Origin of the sequence: Pseudomonas sp. D3-27, assembly GCF_051132165.1 — a bacterium.
In the GTDB taxonomy this organism is placed as follows: Bacteria; Pseudomonadota; Gammaproteobacteria; order Pseudomonadales; family Pseudomonadaceae; genus Aquipseudomonas.
Genome location: NZ_CP071667.1, coordinates 5,365,228 through 5,383,486, shown reverse-complemented (window position 1 = coordinate 5,383,486; position 18,259 = coordinate 5,365,228). Strand labels below are relative to the sequence as shown.

17 protein-coding genes are annotated in these 18,259 nt (G+C 60.6%); 3 read left to right on the top strand and 14 right to left on the bottom strand.

From position 1 onward, the window contains the following. Positions 1 to 5: 5 nt before the first annotated feature. Positions 6 to 1,520 (bottom strand): threonine ammonia-lyase, biosynthetic, encoded by a 1,515-nt coding sequence (ilvA, locus tag J3P92_RS24165; RefSeq protein WP_434649309.1) that lies wholly within the window; start codon positions 1,518 to 1,520, stop codon positions 6 to 8. A 252-nt stretch (positions 1,521 to 1,772) separates the two neighbouring features. On the opposite strand from ilvA, the gene rpiA reads away from it, so the two are divergent. Next, entirely contained in the window at positions 1,773 to 2,447 is a 675-nt protein-coding gene (gene rpiA / locus J3P92_RS24160; protein ID WP_181290264.1) for a ribose-5-phosphate isomerase RpiA, read from the top strand. Positions 2,448 to 2,500: 53 nt separating this feature from the next. Here rpiA and J3P92_RS24155 read toward each other — a convergent pair whose 3' ends face one another. The 4 genes from J3P92_RS24155 to J3P92_RS24140 all read right to left on the bottom strand — a co-directional run bounded on the left by J3P92_RS24155 (position 2,501) and on the right by J3P92_RS24140 (position 6,795). Beyond that, positions 2,501 to 3,415, bottom strand: coding sequence for an SdiA-regulated domain-containing protein (locus J3P92_RS24155; protein WP_434608395.1), 915 nt, complete (start codon positions 3,413 to 3,415; stop codon positions 2,501 to 2,503). A gap of 120 nt (positions 3,416 to 3,535) precedes the next feature. Next, entirely contained in the window at positions 3,536 to 4,462 is a 927-nt protein-coding gene (locus J3P92_RS24150; protein WP_434561246.1) for an SdiA-regulated domain-containing protein, read from the bottom strand. 230 nt (positions 4,463 to 4,692) lie between these two features. Continuing rightward, positions 4,693 to 5,358 carry a fumarylacetoacetate hydrolase family protein gene (locus J3P92_RS24145; protein WP_420766458.1) on the bottom strand — a complete coding sequence of 222 codons (666 nt, stop codon included), beginning with the start codon at positions 5,356 to 5,358 and terminating at the stop codon, positions 4,693 to 4,695. A gap of 42 nt (positions 5,359 to 5,400) precedes the next feature. Further along, on the bottom strand, positions 5,401 to 6,795 hold the full coding sequence (locus J3P92_RS24140) for an FAD-binding oxidoreductase (protein ID WP_434649308.1): 1,395 nt from the start codon (positions 6,793 to 6,795) through the stop codon (positions 5,401 to 5,403). A 204-nt stretch (positions 6,796 to 6,999) separates the two neighbouring features. Between J3P92_RS24140 and serA the strand changes: the two genes are divergently transcribed. Continuing rightward, complete coding sequence (serA, locus tag J3P92_RS24135) at positions 7,000 to 8,229, top strand: phosphoglycerate dehydrogenase (protein WP_039592617.1); 1,230 nt, start codon at positions 7,000 to 7,002, stop codon at positions 8,227 to 8,229. A gap of 188 nt (positions 8,230 to 8,417) precedes the next feature. Here the strand turns inward: serA and J3P92_RS24130 are convergent, their stop codons facing one another. Then, entirely contained in the window at positions 8,418 to 8,843 is a 426-nt protein-coding gene (locus J3P92_RS24130) for a DUF4399 domain-containing protein (protein ID WP_420766456.1), read from the bottom strand. A 131-nt stretch (positions 8,844 to 8,974) separates the two neighbouring features. On the opposite strand from J3P92_RS24130, the gene J3P92_RS24125 reads away from it, so the two are divergent. Continuing rightward, positions 8,975 to 9,541 (top strand): transporter substrate-binding domain-containing protein, encoded by a 567-nt coding sequence (locus J3P92_RS24125; RefSeq protein ID WP_434649306.1) that lies wholly within the window; start codon positions 8,975 to 8,977, stop codon positions 9,539 to 9,541. Positions 9,542 to 9,726: 185 nt separating this feature from the next. Here the strand turns inward: J3P92_RS24125 and J3P92_RS24120 are convergent, their stop codons facing one another. From J3P92_RS24120 to J3P92_RS24085, 8 genes are all read right to left on the bottom strand, one after another. Then, a complete protein-coding gene (locus tag J3P92_RS24120; protein ID WP_434561240.1) occupies positions 9,727 to 10,353 on the bottom strand; it encodes a class I SAM-dependent methyltransferase in 627 nt (208 codons plus the stop codon). A 69-nt stretch (positions 10,354 to 10,422) separates the two neighbouring features. Beyond that, positions 10,423 to 11,067, bottom strand: a complete 645-nt coding sequence (locus J3P92_RS24115) for a methionine ABC transporter permease (RefSeq protein WP_434561238.1) — start codon at positions 11,065 to 11,067, stop codon at positions 10,423 to 10,425. Further along, positions 11,057 to 12,181 (bottom strand): methionine ABC transporter ATP-binding protein, encoded by a 1,125-nt coding sequence (locus J3P92_RS24110; RefSeq protein ID WP_434649304.1) that lies wholly within the window; start codon positions 12,179 to 12,181, stop codon positions 11,057 to 11,059. Before J3P92_RS24110 ends, J3P92_RS24115 begins: the two co-directional genes overlap by 11 nt. Before the next feature lie 2 nt (positions 12,182 to 12,183). Continuing rightward, positions 12,184 to 12,993, bottom strand: coding sequence for a MetQ/NlpA family ABC transporter substrate-binding protein (locus J3P92_RS24105; protein ID WP_420766451.1), 810 nt, complete (start codon positions 12,991 to 12,993; stop codon positions 12,184 to 12,186). A 139-nt stretch (positions 12,994 to 13,132) separates the two neighbouring features. Beyond that, positions 13,133 to 14,491 carry an LLM class flavin-dependent oxidoreductase gene (locus J3P92_RS24100; protein ID WP_434649302.1) on the bottom strand — a complete coding sequence of 453 codons (1,359 nt, stop codon included), beginning with the start codon at positions 14,489 to 14,491 and terminating at the stop codon, positions 13,133 to 13,135. Then, entirely contained in the window at positions 14,491 to 15,684 is a 1,194-nt protein-coding gene (locus tag J3P92_RS24095) for an SfnB family sulfur acquisition oxidoreductase (protein ID WP_434608381.1), read from the bottom strand. Before J3P92_RS24095 ends, J3P92_RS24100 begins: the two co-directional genes overlap by 1 nt. A 23-nt stretch (positions 15,685 to 15,707) precedes the next feature. Then, a complete protein-coding gene (locus J3P92_RS24090) occupies positions 15,708 to 16,949 on the bottom strand; it encodes an SfnB family sulfur acquisition oxidoreductase (protein ID WP_434649300.1) in 1,242 nt (413 codons plus the stop codon). 250 nt (positions 16,950 to 17,199) lie between these two features. Then, entirely contained in the window at positions 17,200 to 17,961 is a 762-nt protein-coding gene (locus J3P92_RS24085) for a hypothetical protein (RefSeq protein ID WP_434649298.1), read from the bottom strand. Positions 17,962 to 18,259 lie beyond the last annotated feature (298 nt).

The following is an 18,259-nucleotide window of genomic DNA, read 5'->3' as shown; positions in this document are numbered from 1 at the left end:
GCCCTTCAGCCGAGAAACAGCTGATAGGCCGGGTTATCGCTTTCATCCCAGTACGGATAGCCGATTTCCTCCAGGGCGGCCGGCACCAGGTGGCGCTCATCGTGAGGCACTTGCAGCCCGGCGACCACGCGGCCATCCGCCGCACCATGGTTTCGGTAGTGGAACATCGAGATGTTCCAGCGCCCGCCCAGTTTATTGAGGAAGTTGAACAGCGCCCCCGGGCGTTCCGGGAATTCGAAACGCAGGACCACCTCGTCGATGACGTGAGCGGCATGGCCGCCGACCATGTGGCGAATGTGCAATTTGGCCAGTTCATTGTCGGTCAGGTCCAGCACCGGGAAGCCTTGCTCGGTCAGGCTGGCAATCAGCTTGCTGCGCGGGTCGTTTTCCGGATGCGTCTGCACGCCTACGAAGATGTGCGCTTCGCTGCCGGTGTTGTAGCGGTAGTTGAATTCGGTGATCTGGCGTTTGCCGATGGCCTCGCAGAACGCCTTGAAGCTGCCCGGCTTCTCGGGGATGGTCACGGCGATGATCGCCTCGCGGCCCTCGCCCAGTTCGGCGCGCTCGGCCACGTGGCGCAGGCGGTCGAAGTTGACGTTGGCGCCGGAATCGATGGCCACCAGCGTCTGGCCGCTGATGCTGCGTGTCTCGACATACTTCTTGATGCCGGCAACGCCCAAGGCGCCGGCAGGTTCAGTGATCGAGCGGGTATCGTCGTAGATATCCTTGATCGCTGCGCAGATCTCGTCGGTGCTGACGGTGATGACTTCATCCACGTAGTGCTTGCAGATATCGAAGGTGTGCTGGCCGATCTGTCCCACTGCCACGCCATCGGCGAACAGGCCCACGGTTGGCAGGACCACGCGTTCGCCAGCAGCCATGGCCGCTTGCAGGCAGTTCGAATCGTCCGGTTCGACGCCGATGATCTTGATCTCGGGGCGCAGGTATTTCACGTAGGCCGCGATGCCTGCGATCAGCCCGCCACCGCCCACCGGGACGAATATCGCGTCCAGGCGCCCCGGGTGCTGGCGCAGGATTTCCATCGCCACGGTGCCCTGCCCGGCAATGGTGTGAGGATCGTCATAGGGATGAATGTAGACATAGCCTTTTTCGTCGACCAGTTTCAACGAATAGGCCAGGGCCTCGGGGAACGAATCGCCATGCAACACCACTTTGCCGCCCCGGGAGCGCACGCCCTCGACTTTGATTTCCGGCGTGGTCTTGGGCATGACGATGGTGGCCTTGACCCCCAACACCTTGGCGGCCAGCGCCAGGCCCTGGGCATGGTTGCCCGCCGAGGCCGTGACCACGCCACGGGCGCGCTCTTCGTCGGTGAGCTGGGTCAGCTTGTTGTAGGCCCCGCGAATCTTGAACGAGAACACCGGCTGCAAGTCTTCACGCTTGAGCCAGACCTCGTTGCCCAGCCGTTCGGAGAGCTGGCGGGCGGTCTGCAGCGGGGTTTCTACGGCAACGTCGTAAACGCGCGAGGTGAGGATCTTTTTGACGTACTGTTCAAGCATCGGAAAGCATCACTGAGCGGGTTGGGCAGGGCCAAGGAGTCTAACCCGGCTTTTGGCCGGGCGACCACACGAATTAAGGCACTTTGAGCGCAGGAACCCCCGTGGCGAGGGAGCTTGCTCCCGTTGGGTCGCGCAGCGGCCCCAGAAAAAGCGATGAGCGCTTCGCACTCAAGCGCGAGCTTGCTCCCTCGCCACGGTTTCTACGCCTATAATGCCGGCCTTTCGTTCTCTCTCGGCACCTTCGGAGCCCGCATGACCCAGGATCAACTCAAACAGGCCGTGGCCCAGGCCGCTGTCGACCTCATCCTCCCGAAACTGGATGACAAGAGCATCGTCGGGGTCGGCACCGGCTCTACCGCCAATTGCTTCATCGACGCCTTGGCGCAGCACAAAGGCGCGTTCGACGGCGCGGTCGCCAGCTCCGAAGCCACCGCGGCGCGCCTCAAGGGCCACGGGATCCCCGTGTACGAGCTCAACACCGTGAGCGACCTGGAGTTCTACATCGACGGCGCCGACGAAAGCGACGCGCACTTGAACCTGATCAAGGGCGGCGGTGCGGCCCTGACTCGCGAGAAGATCGTTGCGGCCGTCGCCAAGACGTTCATCTGCATCGCCGATGCCAGCAAACTGGTCCCGGTGCTCGGCGCGTTCCCGCTGCCGGTGGAAGTCATCCCGATGGCCCGCAGCCACGTTGCCCGGCAATTGGTGAAGCTGGGCGGCGATCCGGTGTATCGCGAAGGCGTGCTGACCGATAACGGCAACATCATCCTTGACGTGCATAACCTGCAGATCACCAATCCGGTTGAACTGGAAAGCCAGATCAACGCCATCGTCGGCGTAGTCACCAACGGCTTGTTCGCCGCTCGCCCGGCGGATGTGCTGTTGTTGGGGACTGCTGATGGCGTGAAGACCCTGCGGGCGGAATAATCCGGGCTGATTCAACACCAAACCCTGTGGGTGCGAGCTGGGTCAGGAGTGGTTCAAGGCTGCGGCTTCTTGAACACATAGAACAGATTCGGCTCGCTCACCACATACAGATTGCCATCGTCATCCATGGCCAAGCCTTCCGGTTGGGGAATGGTTTTCTCCAGTCCGTGGCGGCCCTTGCTCAACGACAGCGTGCTTAACGGCCGACCGTCGATATCCAACTCGATAATCAACCGCGACTCATCGGACAGCGCCAGCAGATGGCCGCTGCGTTCGTCGTATTGCAGGCTGGAGAGATCGCGCACGAACAGTCCTGCATCGCGCTTGGGGTTGTTGATTACGTGGACAGCGTAGGATTTTTCCGGATTGTGGTGGGGAAATCCGTGTACTTCATAAATCAGCATCGGGTCGCGTTCCTTGGCGACGAACAGCCGCTTGCCGATGGAGTCATAGGCCAGCCCTTCGAAACCCTTGTTGCCGCTCATGTGCACGCCGAGTGTCATTTGCTCGGCATCGGCCGCGTCCAGGAAGCGGGTGTCTTCTTCCAGGTGGATCTTGATCAGGCGCTGCTGACGTTCGTCGGTAATGACGTAGATGTTCTCGCTGATGAATTCCACCGCTTCCGGGTCGCCAAAGCCGACCAGGGCGATGCGTCGCAGAATCTTGCCGTCCAGTGACAGCTCGATCAGCTCGGCATTCTTGTTGGTGACGGTGAAGAGGCTTTTGCGGATCGGATCGAACGTCAGCGCGGAAACGTCGTCGTCCAGGCCTTCGATGACTTGGGCTTGTACCGTGACTTGGTATTGGTCCAGGGCAATGGCTTGCTCGCCAAGGGTGTGCCAGAGCGTATTGAAATTGAACCAGGCGCGCTCGAACAGACGCAGGTATTGCCCGGCTGCGATTAATCCAATCAGGGTAATCGACAGCAACAGCAGGATCAGGGGTCTTGGACGGGCAAGTCGGCGCATCGGGAGTGGGCTCGGATAAGAACAGGTGGTTGGAAATACCACGACTGCCTGAACTGAAGCTTAATGGCCGTCTGCCACGCCCTACAACGAAGGAAGAATTTCCCTACAGAGTTTTCGCAATCAGCGTTGTTTTTCGAAACGATAGAACAGGTTCGGCTCGCTGACCATATATAGGTTGCCCGCTTCATCGACGGTGACGCCTTCGGCGCGGGGAACCGTATCTTTCAGCCCGTTAAAGCCTCCCAGCAGCGTCATGAAGCTGACCTGTTCGCCTTCTGCATCCAGTTCCAGCAATAGATGGGAGTCGGCTGAAAGCAACAGCATATGTCCCGTACGGGGATCGATCGCCAGGGCGGACAGGTTGCGCAGGTCCAGTTCATCGCTGACATGGATCTGCTTGTCGCCCTTGAGCAATTGGCTGCCGTCACTTTTCCAGGTGAACAAGGCTGGCGGGCGCTCTTCGCCCAGCACCAGTTGTTGATTGCGCGGATCCCAGACGATCGCCTCGAACCCTTTGTTCTGGTTCTGTGACGCGCCAAGGTCGTATTGGGGAAAGTCCTTGCTGTTCAGCGTTTGGGTATTCGCATCGACCTGGACGATCGACAGGGTGTGGTTTCGCTCATCGGTAATGGCCAGCAGGCCATTTTCCATATAGGTCACGCCTTCGGGATTGTTCCAGCCCACCAATGGCATCTTGCGCAGCACGTCGCCTTGCAGGGTCAGCTCCGCCAGGAACGGATTCTTGCCCATGACCGCGAACAGCGTCTTGGTCTGCGGGTTGTAGGTGACGTCGGAAGCCTCGTCCTTTTCCATGCCAGGCAGGGGCTTGGCGTCGATCACGGCGCGATAGTCGGGCAACCAGATGCTTTCCTGGCGTTGGGCCGGGCTTTCGAAGCGTTCCGCCACCCAGAGCCGGCCCCGGTCATCCCAATGCATCGCGAACGCCAGGCCATAGGCAGCGATTGCGGCCAGCAGCAGCCAGGCATACCAGGGCAAGCCGAAGCGAGCACGGCGGACGGAGGTGGGCAGGGTTTGGGTCTTGGCCATCGGGGATGCGTTCCAGGAATTCGCGCGAGGGATCGGCAGGCTCAGATGCCGCAATCCCCGGAATTATCCGGATGGCATGTGAAAAAAACGGTAAATGCTGGACAAGGCTGCTCAAGAACCCGGTGGAGCGAGCTTGCTCGCGATAGCGGACGGTCAGCCAACCTAACTGTTGGATGTGATGACCTCATCGCGAGCAAGCATGCTCCCACAGGAAATTGGAGGCGTGGCCGTTAGCGAACGCTGCTTTCGAAGCGGCTCGCCCCAGGCAGTTCCAGCACCAGTTCATCGCCAATGTTCAGCGGCCCGACGCCCGCCGGGGTGCCCGTGAGAATGACGTCTCCGGCCTGAAGCGAGAAGCAGCCGGCCATGTACTGGATCATCGGCACGATGGGGTTGAGCATCAGGCTGCTGTTGCCGTCCTGGCGGACTTCGCCGTTGATGGTCAGGCGAACGGGAATATCGGTCAGGTCGGCAAACGTGGCGTTCGAGACAAAGGGAGCGATCACTGCCGCGCCGTCGAAGGACTTGGCGACTTCCCATGGCAACCCCTTGGCCTTGAGTTCGGCCTGCTTGTCCCGCAGGGTCAGGTCCAGGGCCGGGGCGAAGCCGGAAATGGCGTCCAGTACTTCTTCAACGCTGGGCTTGGTGGACAGTGGCTTGCCGATCAGCACGGCGATTTCCGCTTCGTAGTGCACCGAGCCGCGGTCGGCGGGAATGCTGAAGCCGCCTTCCAACGGCACCACGCAGCTGCCTGGCTTGATGAACAGCAGCGGTTCGGTGGGCACCGGGTTATCCAGTTCCTTGGCGTGTTCGGCATAGTTGCGGCCGATGCACACTACTTTGCCCACCGGGAAATGAATACGCGTACCGTCGACATACTGGTGCTGATAGCTCATTACCGACTCCTGCCTTGAGATTTCATCAAGTGTTGTTATAGATCAAACTGCGAAAATCTTGCCTGGGTTCATGATGCCGTTCGGGTCGAACACCGACTTCACGGCTTTCATGTATTCGATTTCAACCGCAGAGCGACTGTACGTGAGGTAGTCGCGTTTGGTCATGCCCACGCCGTGTTCGGCAGAGATTGAACCGTTGTACTTCTCGACGGTTTCAAAGACCCATTTGTTCACCGTCGCGCATTTAGCGAAGAACTCATCCTTGCTCAGGTTTTCCGGCTTGAGGATGTTCAGGTGCAGGTTCCCGTCGCCGATGTGGCCGAACCAGACTATTTCAAAGTCTGGGTAGTGTTCGCCGACAATCGCGTCGATTTCGCGCAAGAAGCCCGGGACTTTGGAGACGGTTACCGAAATATCGTTCTTGTACGGCGTCCAGTGGGAAATGGTCTCGGAGATGTACTCGCGCAGCTTCCAAAGGTTTTGCAGCTGGGTTTCGCTCTGGCTCATTACGCCGTCCAGTACCCAGCCTTGTTCGACGCAGTGCTCGAAAGTCTCCAGGGCGTGGTTGGCGACTTCTTCGGTGGTGGCTTCGAATTCCAACAGGGCGTAGAACGGGCAGCCGGTTTCGAACGGGGCCGGGACGTCGCCGCGGTCGAGGACCTTGGCCAGGGCCTTGTCGGAGAAAAATTCAAAGGCGGTCAGGTCCAGCTTGCCTTGGAATGCGTGCAGTACCGGCATGATCGAGTCGAAGTCCGGCGTGCCGAGCACCATGGCGGTGAGGTTTTTCGGCGCGCGGTCCAGGCGCATGGTGGCTTCGACCACGAAACCAAGGGTGCCCTCGGCGCCGATGAACAGCTGCCGCAAGTCATAGCCGGTGGCGTTCTTGATCAGGTCCTTGTTCAGTTCCAGCACGTCGCCCTTGCCCGTCACGACCTTCATGCCCGCCACCCAGTTGCGGGTCATGCCGTAGCGAATGACCTTGATCCCGCCAGCATTGGTGCCGATATTGCCGCCAATCTGGCTCGAACCTGCCGAAGCGAAGTCCACCGGATAGTAGAGCCCATGTTCTTCAGCCCTGTTCTGCAACTGTTCGGTGACCACGCCCGGCTGGCATACGGCGGTGCGGTCGGTCAGGTTCACATCGAGGATCTGGTTCATGTAGTCGAATGACACGACCACCTCGCCATTCGCCGCGACGGCGGCGGCGGAGAGGCCGGTACGCCCGCCCGATGGCACCAACGCGACTTTGTGCGCGTTGGCCCAGCGCACAATGGCCTGGACTTGTTCGGTGGTCTTTGGAAACACAATGGCGGTCGGTGCGGGCGCGTAATGCTTGGTCCAATCCTTGCCGTAAGCATTCAGGGAGTCGGCATCGGTCAAAACTTTGCCAGGCTCAACCAGGGTCTTCAGCTCATCTATCACGGCAGGATTGGTCATCGACAGAACTCTCGAACAATTCATGGTCATCCTGAGAACGCTTCACGTCGCAGGAATGGGTGTTTGCGGGGGGCATATGCTAGCATACCGACCCCGCAGCGTAGTGCCCAACGGCTGTTCTGCGGCGACGGCTGTCATGCCGGTCGGGCCAGCATGCGCTGTCCGATTCCCTGCCATTTTTCTCCGGGACACAGGTTTACGCAGATGAGCAAGACTTCTCTCGATAAGAGCAAGATCAAGTTCCTTCTTCTCGAAGGCGTCCACCAATCGGCTGTCGACGTCCTCAAGTCGGCGGGCTACACCAGCATCGAGTACATCACCAGTTCTCTGCCGGAAGCCCAGCTCAAGGAAAAGATCGCCGATGCTCACTTCATCGGTATTCGCTCCCGTACGCAACTGACTGAAGAGATCTTCGACCACGCCAAGAAACTGGTGGCGGTCGGCTGCTTCTGCATCGGCACCAACCAGGTGGACCTCAACGCGGCTCGCGAACGCGGTATCGCGGTGTTCAATGCGCCGTATTCCAACACCCGTTCCGTTGCCGAACTGGTGCTGGCCGAGGCGATCCTGCTGTTGCGCGGCATCCCCGAGAAGAACGCTTCCTGCCACCGTGGCGGCTGGATCAAGAGCGCGGCCAATTCCTTCGAGATCCGCGGCAAGAAGCTGGGTATCGTCGGCTACGGCTCGATCGGTACTCAATTGTCGGTACTGGCTGAAGGCCTTGGCATGCAGGTGTTTTTCTACGACACCGTGACCAAGCTGCCGTTGGGCAACGCGACCCAGGTCAACGACTTGCACGAATTGCTGGGCATGTCCGACATCGTCACCCTGCACGTGCCGGAAACCCCGGCCACCCAGTGGATGATCGGTGAAAAGGAAATCCGCGCCATCAAGAAAGGCGGGATCCTGATCAACGCCGCTCGCGGCACCGTGGTCAAGCTCGACGCACTGGCCGAAGCGATCAAGGACAAGCACCTGATCGGCGCGGCGATCGATGTGTTCCCGGTGGAGCCTCGCTCCAACGATGACATCTTCGAAAGCCCGCTGCGTGGCCTGGACAACGTGATCCTGACCCCGCACATCGGCGGTTCCACCGCTGAAGCCCAGGCCAACATCGGTCTGGAAGTGGCTGAAAAACTGGTCAAGTACAGCGACAACGGTACCTCGGTATCGTCGGTGAACTTCCCGGAAGTGGCTTTGCCGGCCCACCCTGGCAAGCACCGCCTGCTGCACATCCACGAAAACATTCCGGGTGTGATGAGCGAGATCAACAAAGTCTTCGCGGAAAACGGCATCAACATTTCCGGTCAGTTCCTGCAGACCAACGAGAAAGTCGGCTACGTCGTGATCGACGTCGATGCCGAATACTCGGACCTGGCCCAAGAGAAGTTGCAGCACATCAACGGCACCATTCGTTGCCGCGTGCTGTTCTAAGCGGGCCTGGCTTGCAATGAAAACGGGAGCTCCGAAGGGGCTCCCGTTTTTTCTGTCCGACACAATGGAACCCTGTGGGAGCGAGCCTGCTCGCGAAAGCGGTCTGTCAGGCGCATTTACTGATATGCCGCTTTCGCGAGCAGGCTCGTTCCCACAGTGGATACTGCATTTATCTTCTAAGTGCTGTGTTACTCGACGTTCACCGTGATCTTTTCGGACACGATCGACGGGTCGAACGGCATATGGCCGCTGTCGCCCAGGATCAATTGCAAGGTGTGTTTGCCCGGCGCCAGTTTGATCGTGGCTTCGGTTTGCGCCTTGCCAAAATGCATGTGGTGGGGGTCGGTCGGAATCGGCGTGCCCTCGGCAGGCAGATCATCGACATCGATCAGCAGGTGGTGATGGCCGGTGTTCTTGGTCACGTCGCCCGCCGGGGCAAGTGCAATGTTCTTGACGCCGAACTTGACCTTGAACTCTTGGCTGACGGTGGCACCGTCTTCAGGAGAAACGATGAATACTTCTGCACCTTTGGGCGCCGGGGTTGCCGCTGTCGCCAGCATGGAAGTTCCGAGCAACAAACCGGCCAACGCCGCACGTGACATAAAACTTTTCATTTTTTACTCCAGTTTTCCCATAAATCCGTCGGGTCATGACAACTTCATGACTAATCGTTGTCGAAGCCTGCAACAACCATAGCAAAGCGAGCCTGAAACGAGCGTCGCTTGTATAAATACTAGGAGTGACCATGCGTTTCCTGCCTGGCCTGATCTGCCTGCTACCTCTGTTGAGCCCTCTGGCCCATGCGGAACTGATCGACGACGTCAACGACCGTGGCGAGTTGCGAATCGCCCTCGAGGCCAACACCGCGCCGTTCAATTTCAAGGAGGACGGCAAGCTCACCGGTTTCGAAGTAGAGCTGGGCGAAATGCTCGCGGGCGAGCTCGATGTACGCCCTGATTTTGTCGTCACCGATGCGGCGGATCTGTTGTCCGGCGTGGAAAGCGGCAAGTACGACGTCGCCATCAACCACATAGCAATGACCCCGGAGTTGGCGGAACGTTTCGATACCAGCGCTACTTATAGCCAACCGGATGCGCAATTGCTGGCAAGCAAGGATGAGGCGCAACGTCCTCTGGTCCTGGCGCAGTCTTTCCAGCCCGAGGAAAAGAAGGGGCCGGCGCCGAACCTGGTCATTCCATTTCAGAAGGGCAACCCGGCGTTCAAGGCCAGCCTGGACAATGCCTTGGGGCGGATCAAGGACGATGGACGGCTGGAGCGGTTGTCGCAGAAGTGGTTGCTCAAGCAAGGGTGAATTTGTGGTCAAACGCAATCGTTGTGGCGAGGGAGCTTGCTCCCGCTCGGCGGCGCAGCCGTCGTAGCGCGGTTGACGCGGTCTGTCGGGAAACCAGATTGACCGGGTTGGGGCCGCTTCGCGGCCCAGCGGGAGCAAGCTCCCTCGCCACAAGAGCTAGGCACAACCTCGTTACAGAGCCGCTTTCAAATCTTGCGCCATACGCTCGCCAACCAAGGCTGCTGTTCTCGCGGCAGTCCCGCCGGCCGGTAGTAATGCTCCAGCTCCACAAAACCCGCCTGCGTGAGCGACACGCGCCAGGCCGCGAGGTCGTGATACGCGCCAAAGCGTTGGCCGTTCCAGCCTTCCTGGTTTTCGCCCCGGGGGTTTGAGCTGAACAGCACGCCGCCGGGCTTGAGCGTGGCGTGCAATTGCTTGAGCACGCGCGGCAGCTCCTGCACCGGGATGTGGAACAGGACGGCGTTGGCGAAGATCCCGTCGAAACGCTCCGCCGGCAGATCGAGTTGCAGGAAATCCTGTTGCCACACCTCGCATCCGCTGTCCTGGCGGGCCATGCGCGCGAATTCGCTCGAACCGTCGAGGCCCACCGCGACATGGCCCATGGCCGTGAAGGTGCGAAGATCACGCCCAGGGCCGCAGCCGAAATCGAGGATATGGAACGGCGCCTGGCCTTGGATGTGTCGCAGCAGGGCGTCGATGTTCTGGCTGACGTCATGATCGCGGGTGCCTTCGCGAAAACTCTCCGCCACGGCGTTGTAATGGCCAAGGGTCGTGGCGGTGATGGACTGCAGATCGTCGGCGGTGTGTTTCATGGTCGCTGGCTTTGGATTGGGAGTGTTTGATGACTATACCGCAAGCTCGCTCCCACAATGTTTCGCCTCTCAGCGCTTGTTCAGCCCCCGCGCCAACCGATCCCCGCCCAATTGAATCATCGCCACCAATGCCACCAGCAACACGATCACCGTGAGCATGATCTGGCTGTCGAAACGCTGGTAACCGTAGCGGTAGGCAATGTCGCCCAGGCCTCCGGCACCGATCGCCCCGGCCATGGCCGATGAGTTGATCATGGTCACCAGCGTGATGGTAAAGCCGCCGACGATGCCGGGCAGCGCTTCGGGTAGCAGCACATGCCAGACGATGTGCCAGCGCCGGCAACCCATGGCCTGGGCCGCTTCGATCAGGCCATGGTCAACTTCCCGCAAGCTGACTTCGGCGATACGCGCAAAAAACGGCGTGGCGGCAATCGTCAGCGGCACCACCGCGGCCCATACGCCATAGGTGGTGCCGACAATCAATCGGGTGAACGGAATCAGCGCCACCATGAGGATCAGGAAGGGGATCGAGCGGAACAAATTCACAAACCCGCCCAGGGCCTTGTTCAAGGCGGGCGCCTCATAGATGCCGCCCTTGCCGCTTGTGACCAGAATCACCGCCAGCGGAATGCCCGCCAGCAACGCGATCAGCGACGACACGCCAACCATGAGGAACGTGTCGATGAAGCCCTGCAGCAATCGGTCAAACCACATAACCCAACACCTCCACCCGTTGTGCCCAGTTGCCCGCACGTTGACGCAGTTCATCAGCGCCCCATGACGACCTGCTCACCGCCAGCAGCAACTGCCCCAGCCCGTGGCCTTGAATTCTTTCCAGGCCGCCGTGCAGCAGCCGTACCCGTCCACCCAGGGCACTGAACAGGGCCGCGAGGTCTGGTTCGTCGCCGCTGTGCCCCGTGAATTGCAGGCGCAGTACAGTGGCTGCGTCCGCGGAGGTCGGGTGGGGTTGCAAGCGGCTTTGCAGTTCCTCGGGCAGTGCGTGCTGCAACGGCGCCAGGAGCGTGCGGCTGACGGCATGCTGCGGGTTGCCGAAGACTTCCCAGACCGGCCCTTGTTCGACGATCCGTCCTTGTTCGAGCACCACCACCCGGTCGCAGACTTCGCGGATGACCGCCATTTCATGGGTAATCAGCACGATGGTCAGGCCCAGCCGCTGGTTGATCTCACGCAGCAAACCGAGGATCGATTGAGTCGTTTCCGGATCGAGCGCCGAGGTGGCCTCGTCGCACAACAGGATCTGCGGGTCATGGACCAGCGCCCGGGCAATCCCGACACGCTGCTTCTGACCGCCCGAGAGCTGCGCCGGATAGGCGCCGTGCTTACCTTGCAGGCCGACCAGTTCCAACAATTCGCGAACCTTGTGCAGACGTTGTTCCTTGGGCACGCCGGCAACCTTGAGCGGCAGCTCGACGTTCTGCCACACCGTCTTGGCCGACATCAGGTTGAAGTGCTGGAAGATCATGCCGATGCGCCGGCGCAGCTCCACGAGACGATCTTCATCGAACTCGCCGATGTCCACCTGATCGATCAGCACCCGTCCGCTGGTGGGTTGTTCGAGGCGGTTGATGGTGCGGATCAGCGAGGACTTGCCCGCGCCACTGCGGCCGATGATGCCAAAGACCTCGCCGCGCTGGATCGCCAGGTCGATGCCTTGCAGCGCGGCCACCGGGCCCTGGGTGCCAGGGTAGGTCTTGCCGAGGCCGATGAAGCGCACATGGGCACGGTTCAGTTCTGGATGCAGCTCGGTCTGGTCGGCGACGTGGGGCGCTGGGGCTTCATGGCGGAGTCGAGCGTTGACGGCACTCATGATCAGCCTTCCCAGCCGGCTTGGTAGAGCTTGCCGTGGGCCTTGTCCAGGGCCGCGCGCACGGCAGGTGAGTGTTGGTAAATGTCGACGAACTTGATCAGCCTTGGATCGTTCTCGCTCTTGGGCTGGATCACGAACTGGATGACATATTCCTTGTGGTCGAGGCCGTCGAAGAGCAAGGCAGACGTCGCGTCGAAGGTGTTCGCCAGGCGAATGTAGGCTGGATAACCTTGTACCAGATCCGCGTCTTCATAGGCACGCACCAACTGCACGGCTTCGACTTGCAGGATCTTGAGCTTCTTTGGGTTGGCGATGATGTCGTCTTCGGTGGCCTTGTAGCCGACGCCCGGCTTGAGCTGGATCAGTCCGGCCTTGGCCAGCAATTGCAAACCGCGTCCGCTGTTGATCGGATCGTTGGCAATGGCGACGCTGGCGCCTTCGGGCAGCTCGTCGAAGCTTTTGTATTTCTTCGAATAGAGGCCTACGTTGTTGATGATTCCCGGTGCGAACGGCACCAGGTCGAAACCGGCGGCGGCCTTGGCGTTCTCCAGGAACGGTATGTGCTGGAAATAATTCACGTCGATGTCGCCCGAAGCGAGGCTGACGTTAGGCGCAATCCAGTCGCTGAATTCCACCAGTTCGACTTTCAGGCCTTGTTTGCCGGCCTCTTCGACGGCAGCCTCCAAGGGAATGGCGAACGCAGCGGTGGTGCCGATTTTCAACGGGGCGTCGGCGGCGAACAATGCCGAGCTGAACAGGCCGAAAGCCAGGGCCAGGGTTCTGACTGGCAGAGTGAGGAAGTGCTTGGTCATGTCGGATATTCCAGTCATCGATTAATTGAGTGATGCGCCTTTGTGGCGAGGGAGCTTGCTCCCGCTGGGCTACGAAGTAGCCACAAACTCTTTGGGCGGGCTTCGCCCATCAGCGGGAGCAAGCCCCCTCGCCACAGGATCAGTGCCGGTAGGTTGAGCCGGTATGTTGTTCGGGCAAATGAGCCCCCCCGTGAAACAGCTTTTCCCGCAACGTGCCATCGTCGTATTCGGTCTTGTACGACCCGCGTCGCTGCAGCTCGGGAATCACCAGGTCGATGAAGTCCAGGTAACTTTGCGGCGTGACGATGCGGGTCAGGTTGAAGCCGTCGAGGCCGGTTTCGGCGATCCAGGATTCCAGCTCATCGGCGACCTGTTCGGGCGAGCCGACCACCGTGATGTAGCGACCGCCCAAGGCGTGTTGCTCCAGCAATCTGCGTCGGGTCCAGTCGTTGTTTTGCAGGGTCTTGGTGGCGGACTGGATGGCGTTGCTCTTCACGTACAGGATCGGTTCGTCCAGTTCGTACTCGGCAAAATCAATGCCCGTCGAGGCGGAGAAATGCGCCACTCCGGCCTCGGCGCTGGCGTAGCCCAGGTATTCGGAATGCTTGGTCCAGGCCGCCGCTTCGGTTTCGCCGACGATCACGTTCAGGCCCATGAACACTTTGATGTCTTCGGCATGGCGCCCAGCCGCGAGGGCGCTGGCGCGGACCTTGTCCACCTGGACCTTGGTCGCCGGTTTGTTTTGGCCACTGATGAACACGCACTCCGCATGGCGCCCAGCGAACAGCAGGCCCCGCTCGGAGCTGCCCGCCTGGAACAGTACCGGCGTGCGCTGTGGCGAGGGCTCGCAGAGGTGATAACCCTCGATCTGATAGAACTCCCCCTGATGCTGGACCTTGTGCACTTTCTCTGGCCGGGCATAAATCCGCTGCTCGCGATCGTTGATGACCGCGTCGTCTTCCCAACTGCCTTCCCATAGCTTGTAGAGCACTTGCAGGTACTCGTCGGCCTGGTCGTAGCGCCGGTCGTGCTCGACCTGCGCGGTAAGGCCCATGGCCTTGGCGGCGCTGTCCAGGTAGCCGGTGACGATGTTCCAGCCAACCCGTCCGCGGCTCAGGTGGTCCAGCGTGCTCATGCGCCGGGCGAACAGGTACGGCGGTTCGTAGGTCAAGTTGGCGGTGAGGCCAAAGCCGAGGTTCTTCGTCACTGCGGCCATTGCCGATACCAGCAGCAACGGGTCGTTGACCGGCAGTTGAATCGATTCTTTCAGCGTGACGTCCACGGACTGCTGGTAAACGTCATAGACCCCGACGATATCGGCAATGAACAACCCGTCGAACAAACCTCGCTCCAGCAACTGGGCCAGCCCGGTCCAGTATTCAATGGTGTTGAACTGGGTCGAAGTGTCCTCTGGATGGGTCCACAGACCGTGGTTGATGTGCCCGATGCAGTTCATGTTGAACGCGTTGAGGAGGATTTTTTTCTTGCCGGCCGCCATCAGATTGTCCCCCGCAGCGGCGGTTTTTCATCGTTGAGGTAGAAGTTGCCGACCGCGTGATACTTCCAGCGCACCGGGTCGTGCAGGGTGTGCACTCGGGCGTTGCGCCAGTGGCGGTCGAGGCCATGCTCGGCCAGGGTCGCCTGGCTGCCGGCCAGTTCGAAGAGCGTGCTGCCGGCGGCGAGGGAAATTTCAGTGCTGAGGGCCCGGGCTTCGGCCACGGCGATCGAGGCCGCCGCCACCGTTTCTGCGTTCGTGTCGGCCTGGGCGCGGTCAAGAAGTTCACCGGCGCGTTCCAGCAAGGCTTCGGCGGCATGCAGGCGAATGCTCAGGTGGCCGAAGCTTTTAAGAGTATGCGGGTCCTGGGTGGCGACGTCGCTGGTGGCGTCGATCCACGGACGGGTTTTGCTGCGGACAAAATGCAGGGCGTCTTCATAGGCGGCGCGGGCGATGCCGGCGTCGATGGCGGCGTGGAGGATCTGCGCCAACGGGCCTACCGGCGTTGGGCGTTCGAAGGCGCTCTGGAAGGGCACGATGTCTTCGGCATCGACAAGGACATCCTCGAACACCACCGAGCCGCTGCCGGTGGTGCGCTGGCCGAAACCGCTCCAGTCGTCGATCACCGTCAGGCCCTTGCTGCTGCGCGGGACGAACGCCAATTGCTGCACGCCGTTTTCATCCACCACCGAGGTGGGGATGCGCTGGGCATAGATCGCCCCGGTGGCGTAGAACTTGCGGCCGTTGATACGATAGGCCTCGCCGTCGCGACGCAGTTGGGTGATGCGATCGTGGGCCGTCCGGGTCCCGAGCTCCGCCAGAGCATTGCCGAACCGCTGGCCGGCCAGCACCTCGGCGTACAGCCGTTGCTTCTGGGCCTCGCTGCCGTTAACCCGCAGCACTTCCAATGCATAGAAATGATTTTGCGGAATCTGGCCGAGCGAACCATCGGCCTGTGAGATCAGCGCGATGACCTTGGCCAGCGTGACGTTGGATACGCCCGCACCGCCGTAGGCCTTGGGCACGCTGATGCCCCATAGGCCCGCGCGAGTGAACGCTTCCAGCTCCGCAAGAGGCAGACGCCGTTCGCGGTCGCGCAGGGCACTGTCGCGTTTGAAGTCATCAGCCAGGTCGCTGGCGACAATCAAGGCTTGTTCATCGCTGGTGATCACCGCGACGTGTTGGGAAAACGTCATGTGCTGCTCCAGAGTCGGGGTCGTCAAATCCAGGAGTGCCGGGCCGGCAAGGTGCCGTTCAGGCGGTAATCGCCGACCGCGTGGTATTTCCAGCGCACGGGGTCGTGCAGGGTGTGGACCCGTGCGTTGCGCCAGTAGCGATCAAGGTTGAATTCAGCGAGGGTGGCGCGGCTGCCGGCCAGCTCGAACAGTTTCTCGCTGGCGTGCAGGGCGATTTCGGTGGTCAGGACCTTGGCTTCGGCGACGGCTATCGAGGCGCGGGCGGCGGACTGTTCGGTGATCGGCGCGGCATTGACCTGGTCAAGCACCTGCCCGGCCTTGCGCAGCAAAGCCTCGGCGGCGTGCAGTTCGATCTTCAGCTTGCCGACATCGGCGATGACATACAGATCGTCACTGGCCCGCTCGACGTTGGCGTCGATCCAGGGGCGCGAGCGTTTGCGCACGAAGTCGATGGCATCGTCGATGGCGCCGCGGGCGATGCCCAGGTCAATAGCGGCCTGGATCAGTTGCGAAAATGCTCCTTGCACGTTGGGCGTGTCGTTGATGCGCCAGTTGTCCAGTACCAGCTCGGCGTCGACCCGCACATCGTTCAGCAGCACCGTGCCACTGGCCGTGGTGCGCTGGCCGAAGCCCGACCAGTCATCAACGATCCGCAGGCCCGGTGTGCCGCGCCGCACGAACGCCAATACCTGACGACCCTCCTCATTCAAGGCCTTGACGGCGACCCAATGGGCGAACAGCGCACCGGTGGAATAGAACTTCTGCCCGTTGATGACATAGCCGTCACCGTCGGCCGTGATCCGTGCCTTGAGTTCCAAGGTGTTGCGGGTGCCGCGCTCCGGTCCGGCATTGCCGATGCGCCAGCCTTCCAGCACGCTTTGGAGAAGCAATCTCTTCTGCCGCTCGGTGCCCGTGGCAAGAATCAGCTGGAGCACGCCGAACTGGTTTTGGGGAATCTGACCAAGGGCCGGATCGGCTGCGCAAATGATTGCAAACACGTCGGCGATCGTGACGCAGGAGACTTGCGGGCCACCGTAATCGCGGGGCACGGCAATGCTGCCGAGCCCGCTGCGGGTGAATTGCTCGATTTCCGACCAGGGCAGCTTGCGTTGCTGGTCGCGACGCGCAGCTTGCTGGCGCGCCAATTGCGCCAGTTCATGGGCAGCTTTGATTGCTTCGGCATCGGTGCGCAGCACCTGCGCCGGCAGCAATGATGGGGCGATGTCCAGGTCGCTCTGGACCTTTGCCTGGGCCAGATCGGACATCACAGCCACTCCGTGGCTGCACGCAGTGCCTTGGCGCCCTGCATTGGGGTGATTGTGTTCCGTACCATACCCACCTCACATCTCAAGAAAACGCCGCGATGAAGCGGCGACCAAAATCAAGAATGTCCGGTGGTCCGGTTTATATACCCTAAACGCGTAGATATTATTTTTGAACTAACTTTTAGGAATAACCATAGGCTGGATGTGATACCGCCGTGGCCTTTCCAAATACGACTACGGAAGAGAAACGTCACGGCGCCCGGCGTCGCGGTTCAGCGGCCACGAGCAGATCTGACGGCGGATTCTTCAGATACGGGTTGGCGCAACCGATCTTCAACGTACGCGGCGGAGCCCAGCGGGAATTGTTGCCCACCCGGTCGATGATGCAATAGGTCACTTCCAGACGCAGGTCCTCGCCCGCTTCCATGATGACTTCCGGCGGAACCCAGACGTGGACCGGTTGGCCTACTTCACAAGGCTTGATCCTTGGCAGGTCCATGCGCACGTCGCCCCAACGCACGGTAATCGCATCGTCGGCGGCCATGTTCAGGTAGGGCTCGATCGTCACCGGCACGCCACGTCTGATCTGGTTCGGGTTCACGCCTTGGCGGCGGATGGTTTCCGGGATCCGCACCGGCGCCAGGCTCTGGTTTTCATCACCGGTCAAGGCCGACGGTTGGCCACCGGGGCAGTCCAGCTTGACCTGAACCTGTCGCGCCGCGGACAGCGCCGGCCCGCGTCCGATTTGCATGACGCGGTAGTGGACGCGGGAGGTCCCGTTGACAATGAAACTCTCCGGTACCCGCAGGCAAATGCTTGCGCGCAGGTCCGATTCTGTAAGCAGGCGGGAGCCGACGTAGCAGTTGTCCCAGAATAATTCGACCAGATCCCCCGGATCCATGCCGGGGTAGGGCGCTACAACGACCTCCAGGTGCGCGGCGCTGGTGATATTGATGCCGCTGCTGGCCAAGGTGGGCGCGGGCAACTCAGGGGTATGCGACGTACATGTCATGGGTGTTCTCCTTGATGTCTAAACGCACTACGTTCCGGAAATATCGAAGACGTGAATAATTGCCGCGTTACTTGGTTTTAGGATGCTCGTTGATTTTTATTGAAGATAAGTAAAGCGCTTCGCCTGTTTGCGTCTAGATAAAGGTTGGAGAGTTTCAGTGTCAATAGAAGCGCTTGCGCAAAAGTTGATAATGTCAGGCTTCAGAAATGTCCTACGCATTGCTGTTAAGAATACGTTGTTCTGGTCGTACTTTTCCTCGGGCGTTGGGGTTCGAGGCTTCGCAGAGTGCGGATAGGCT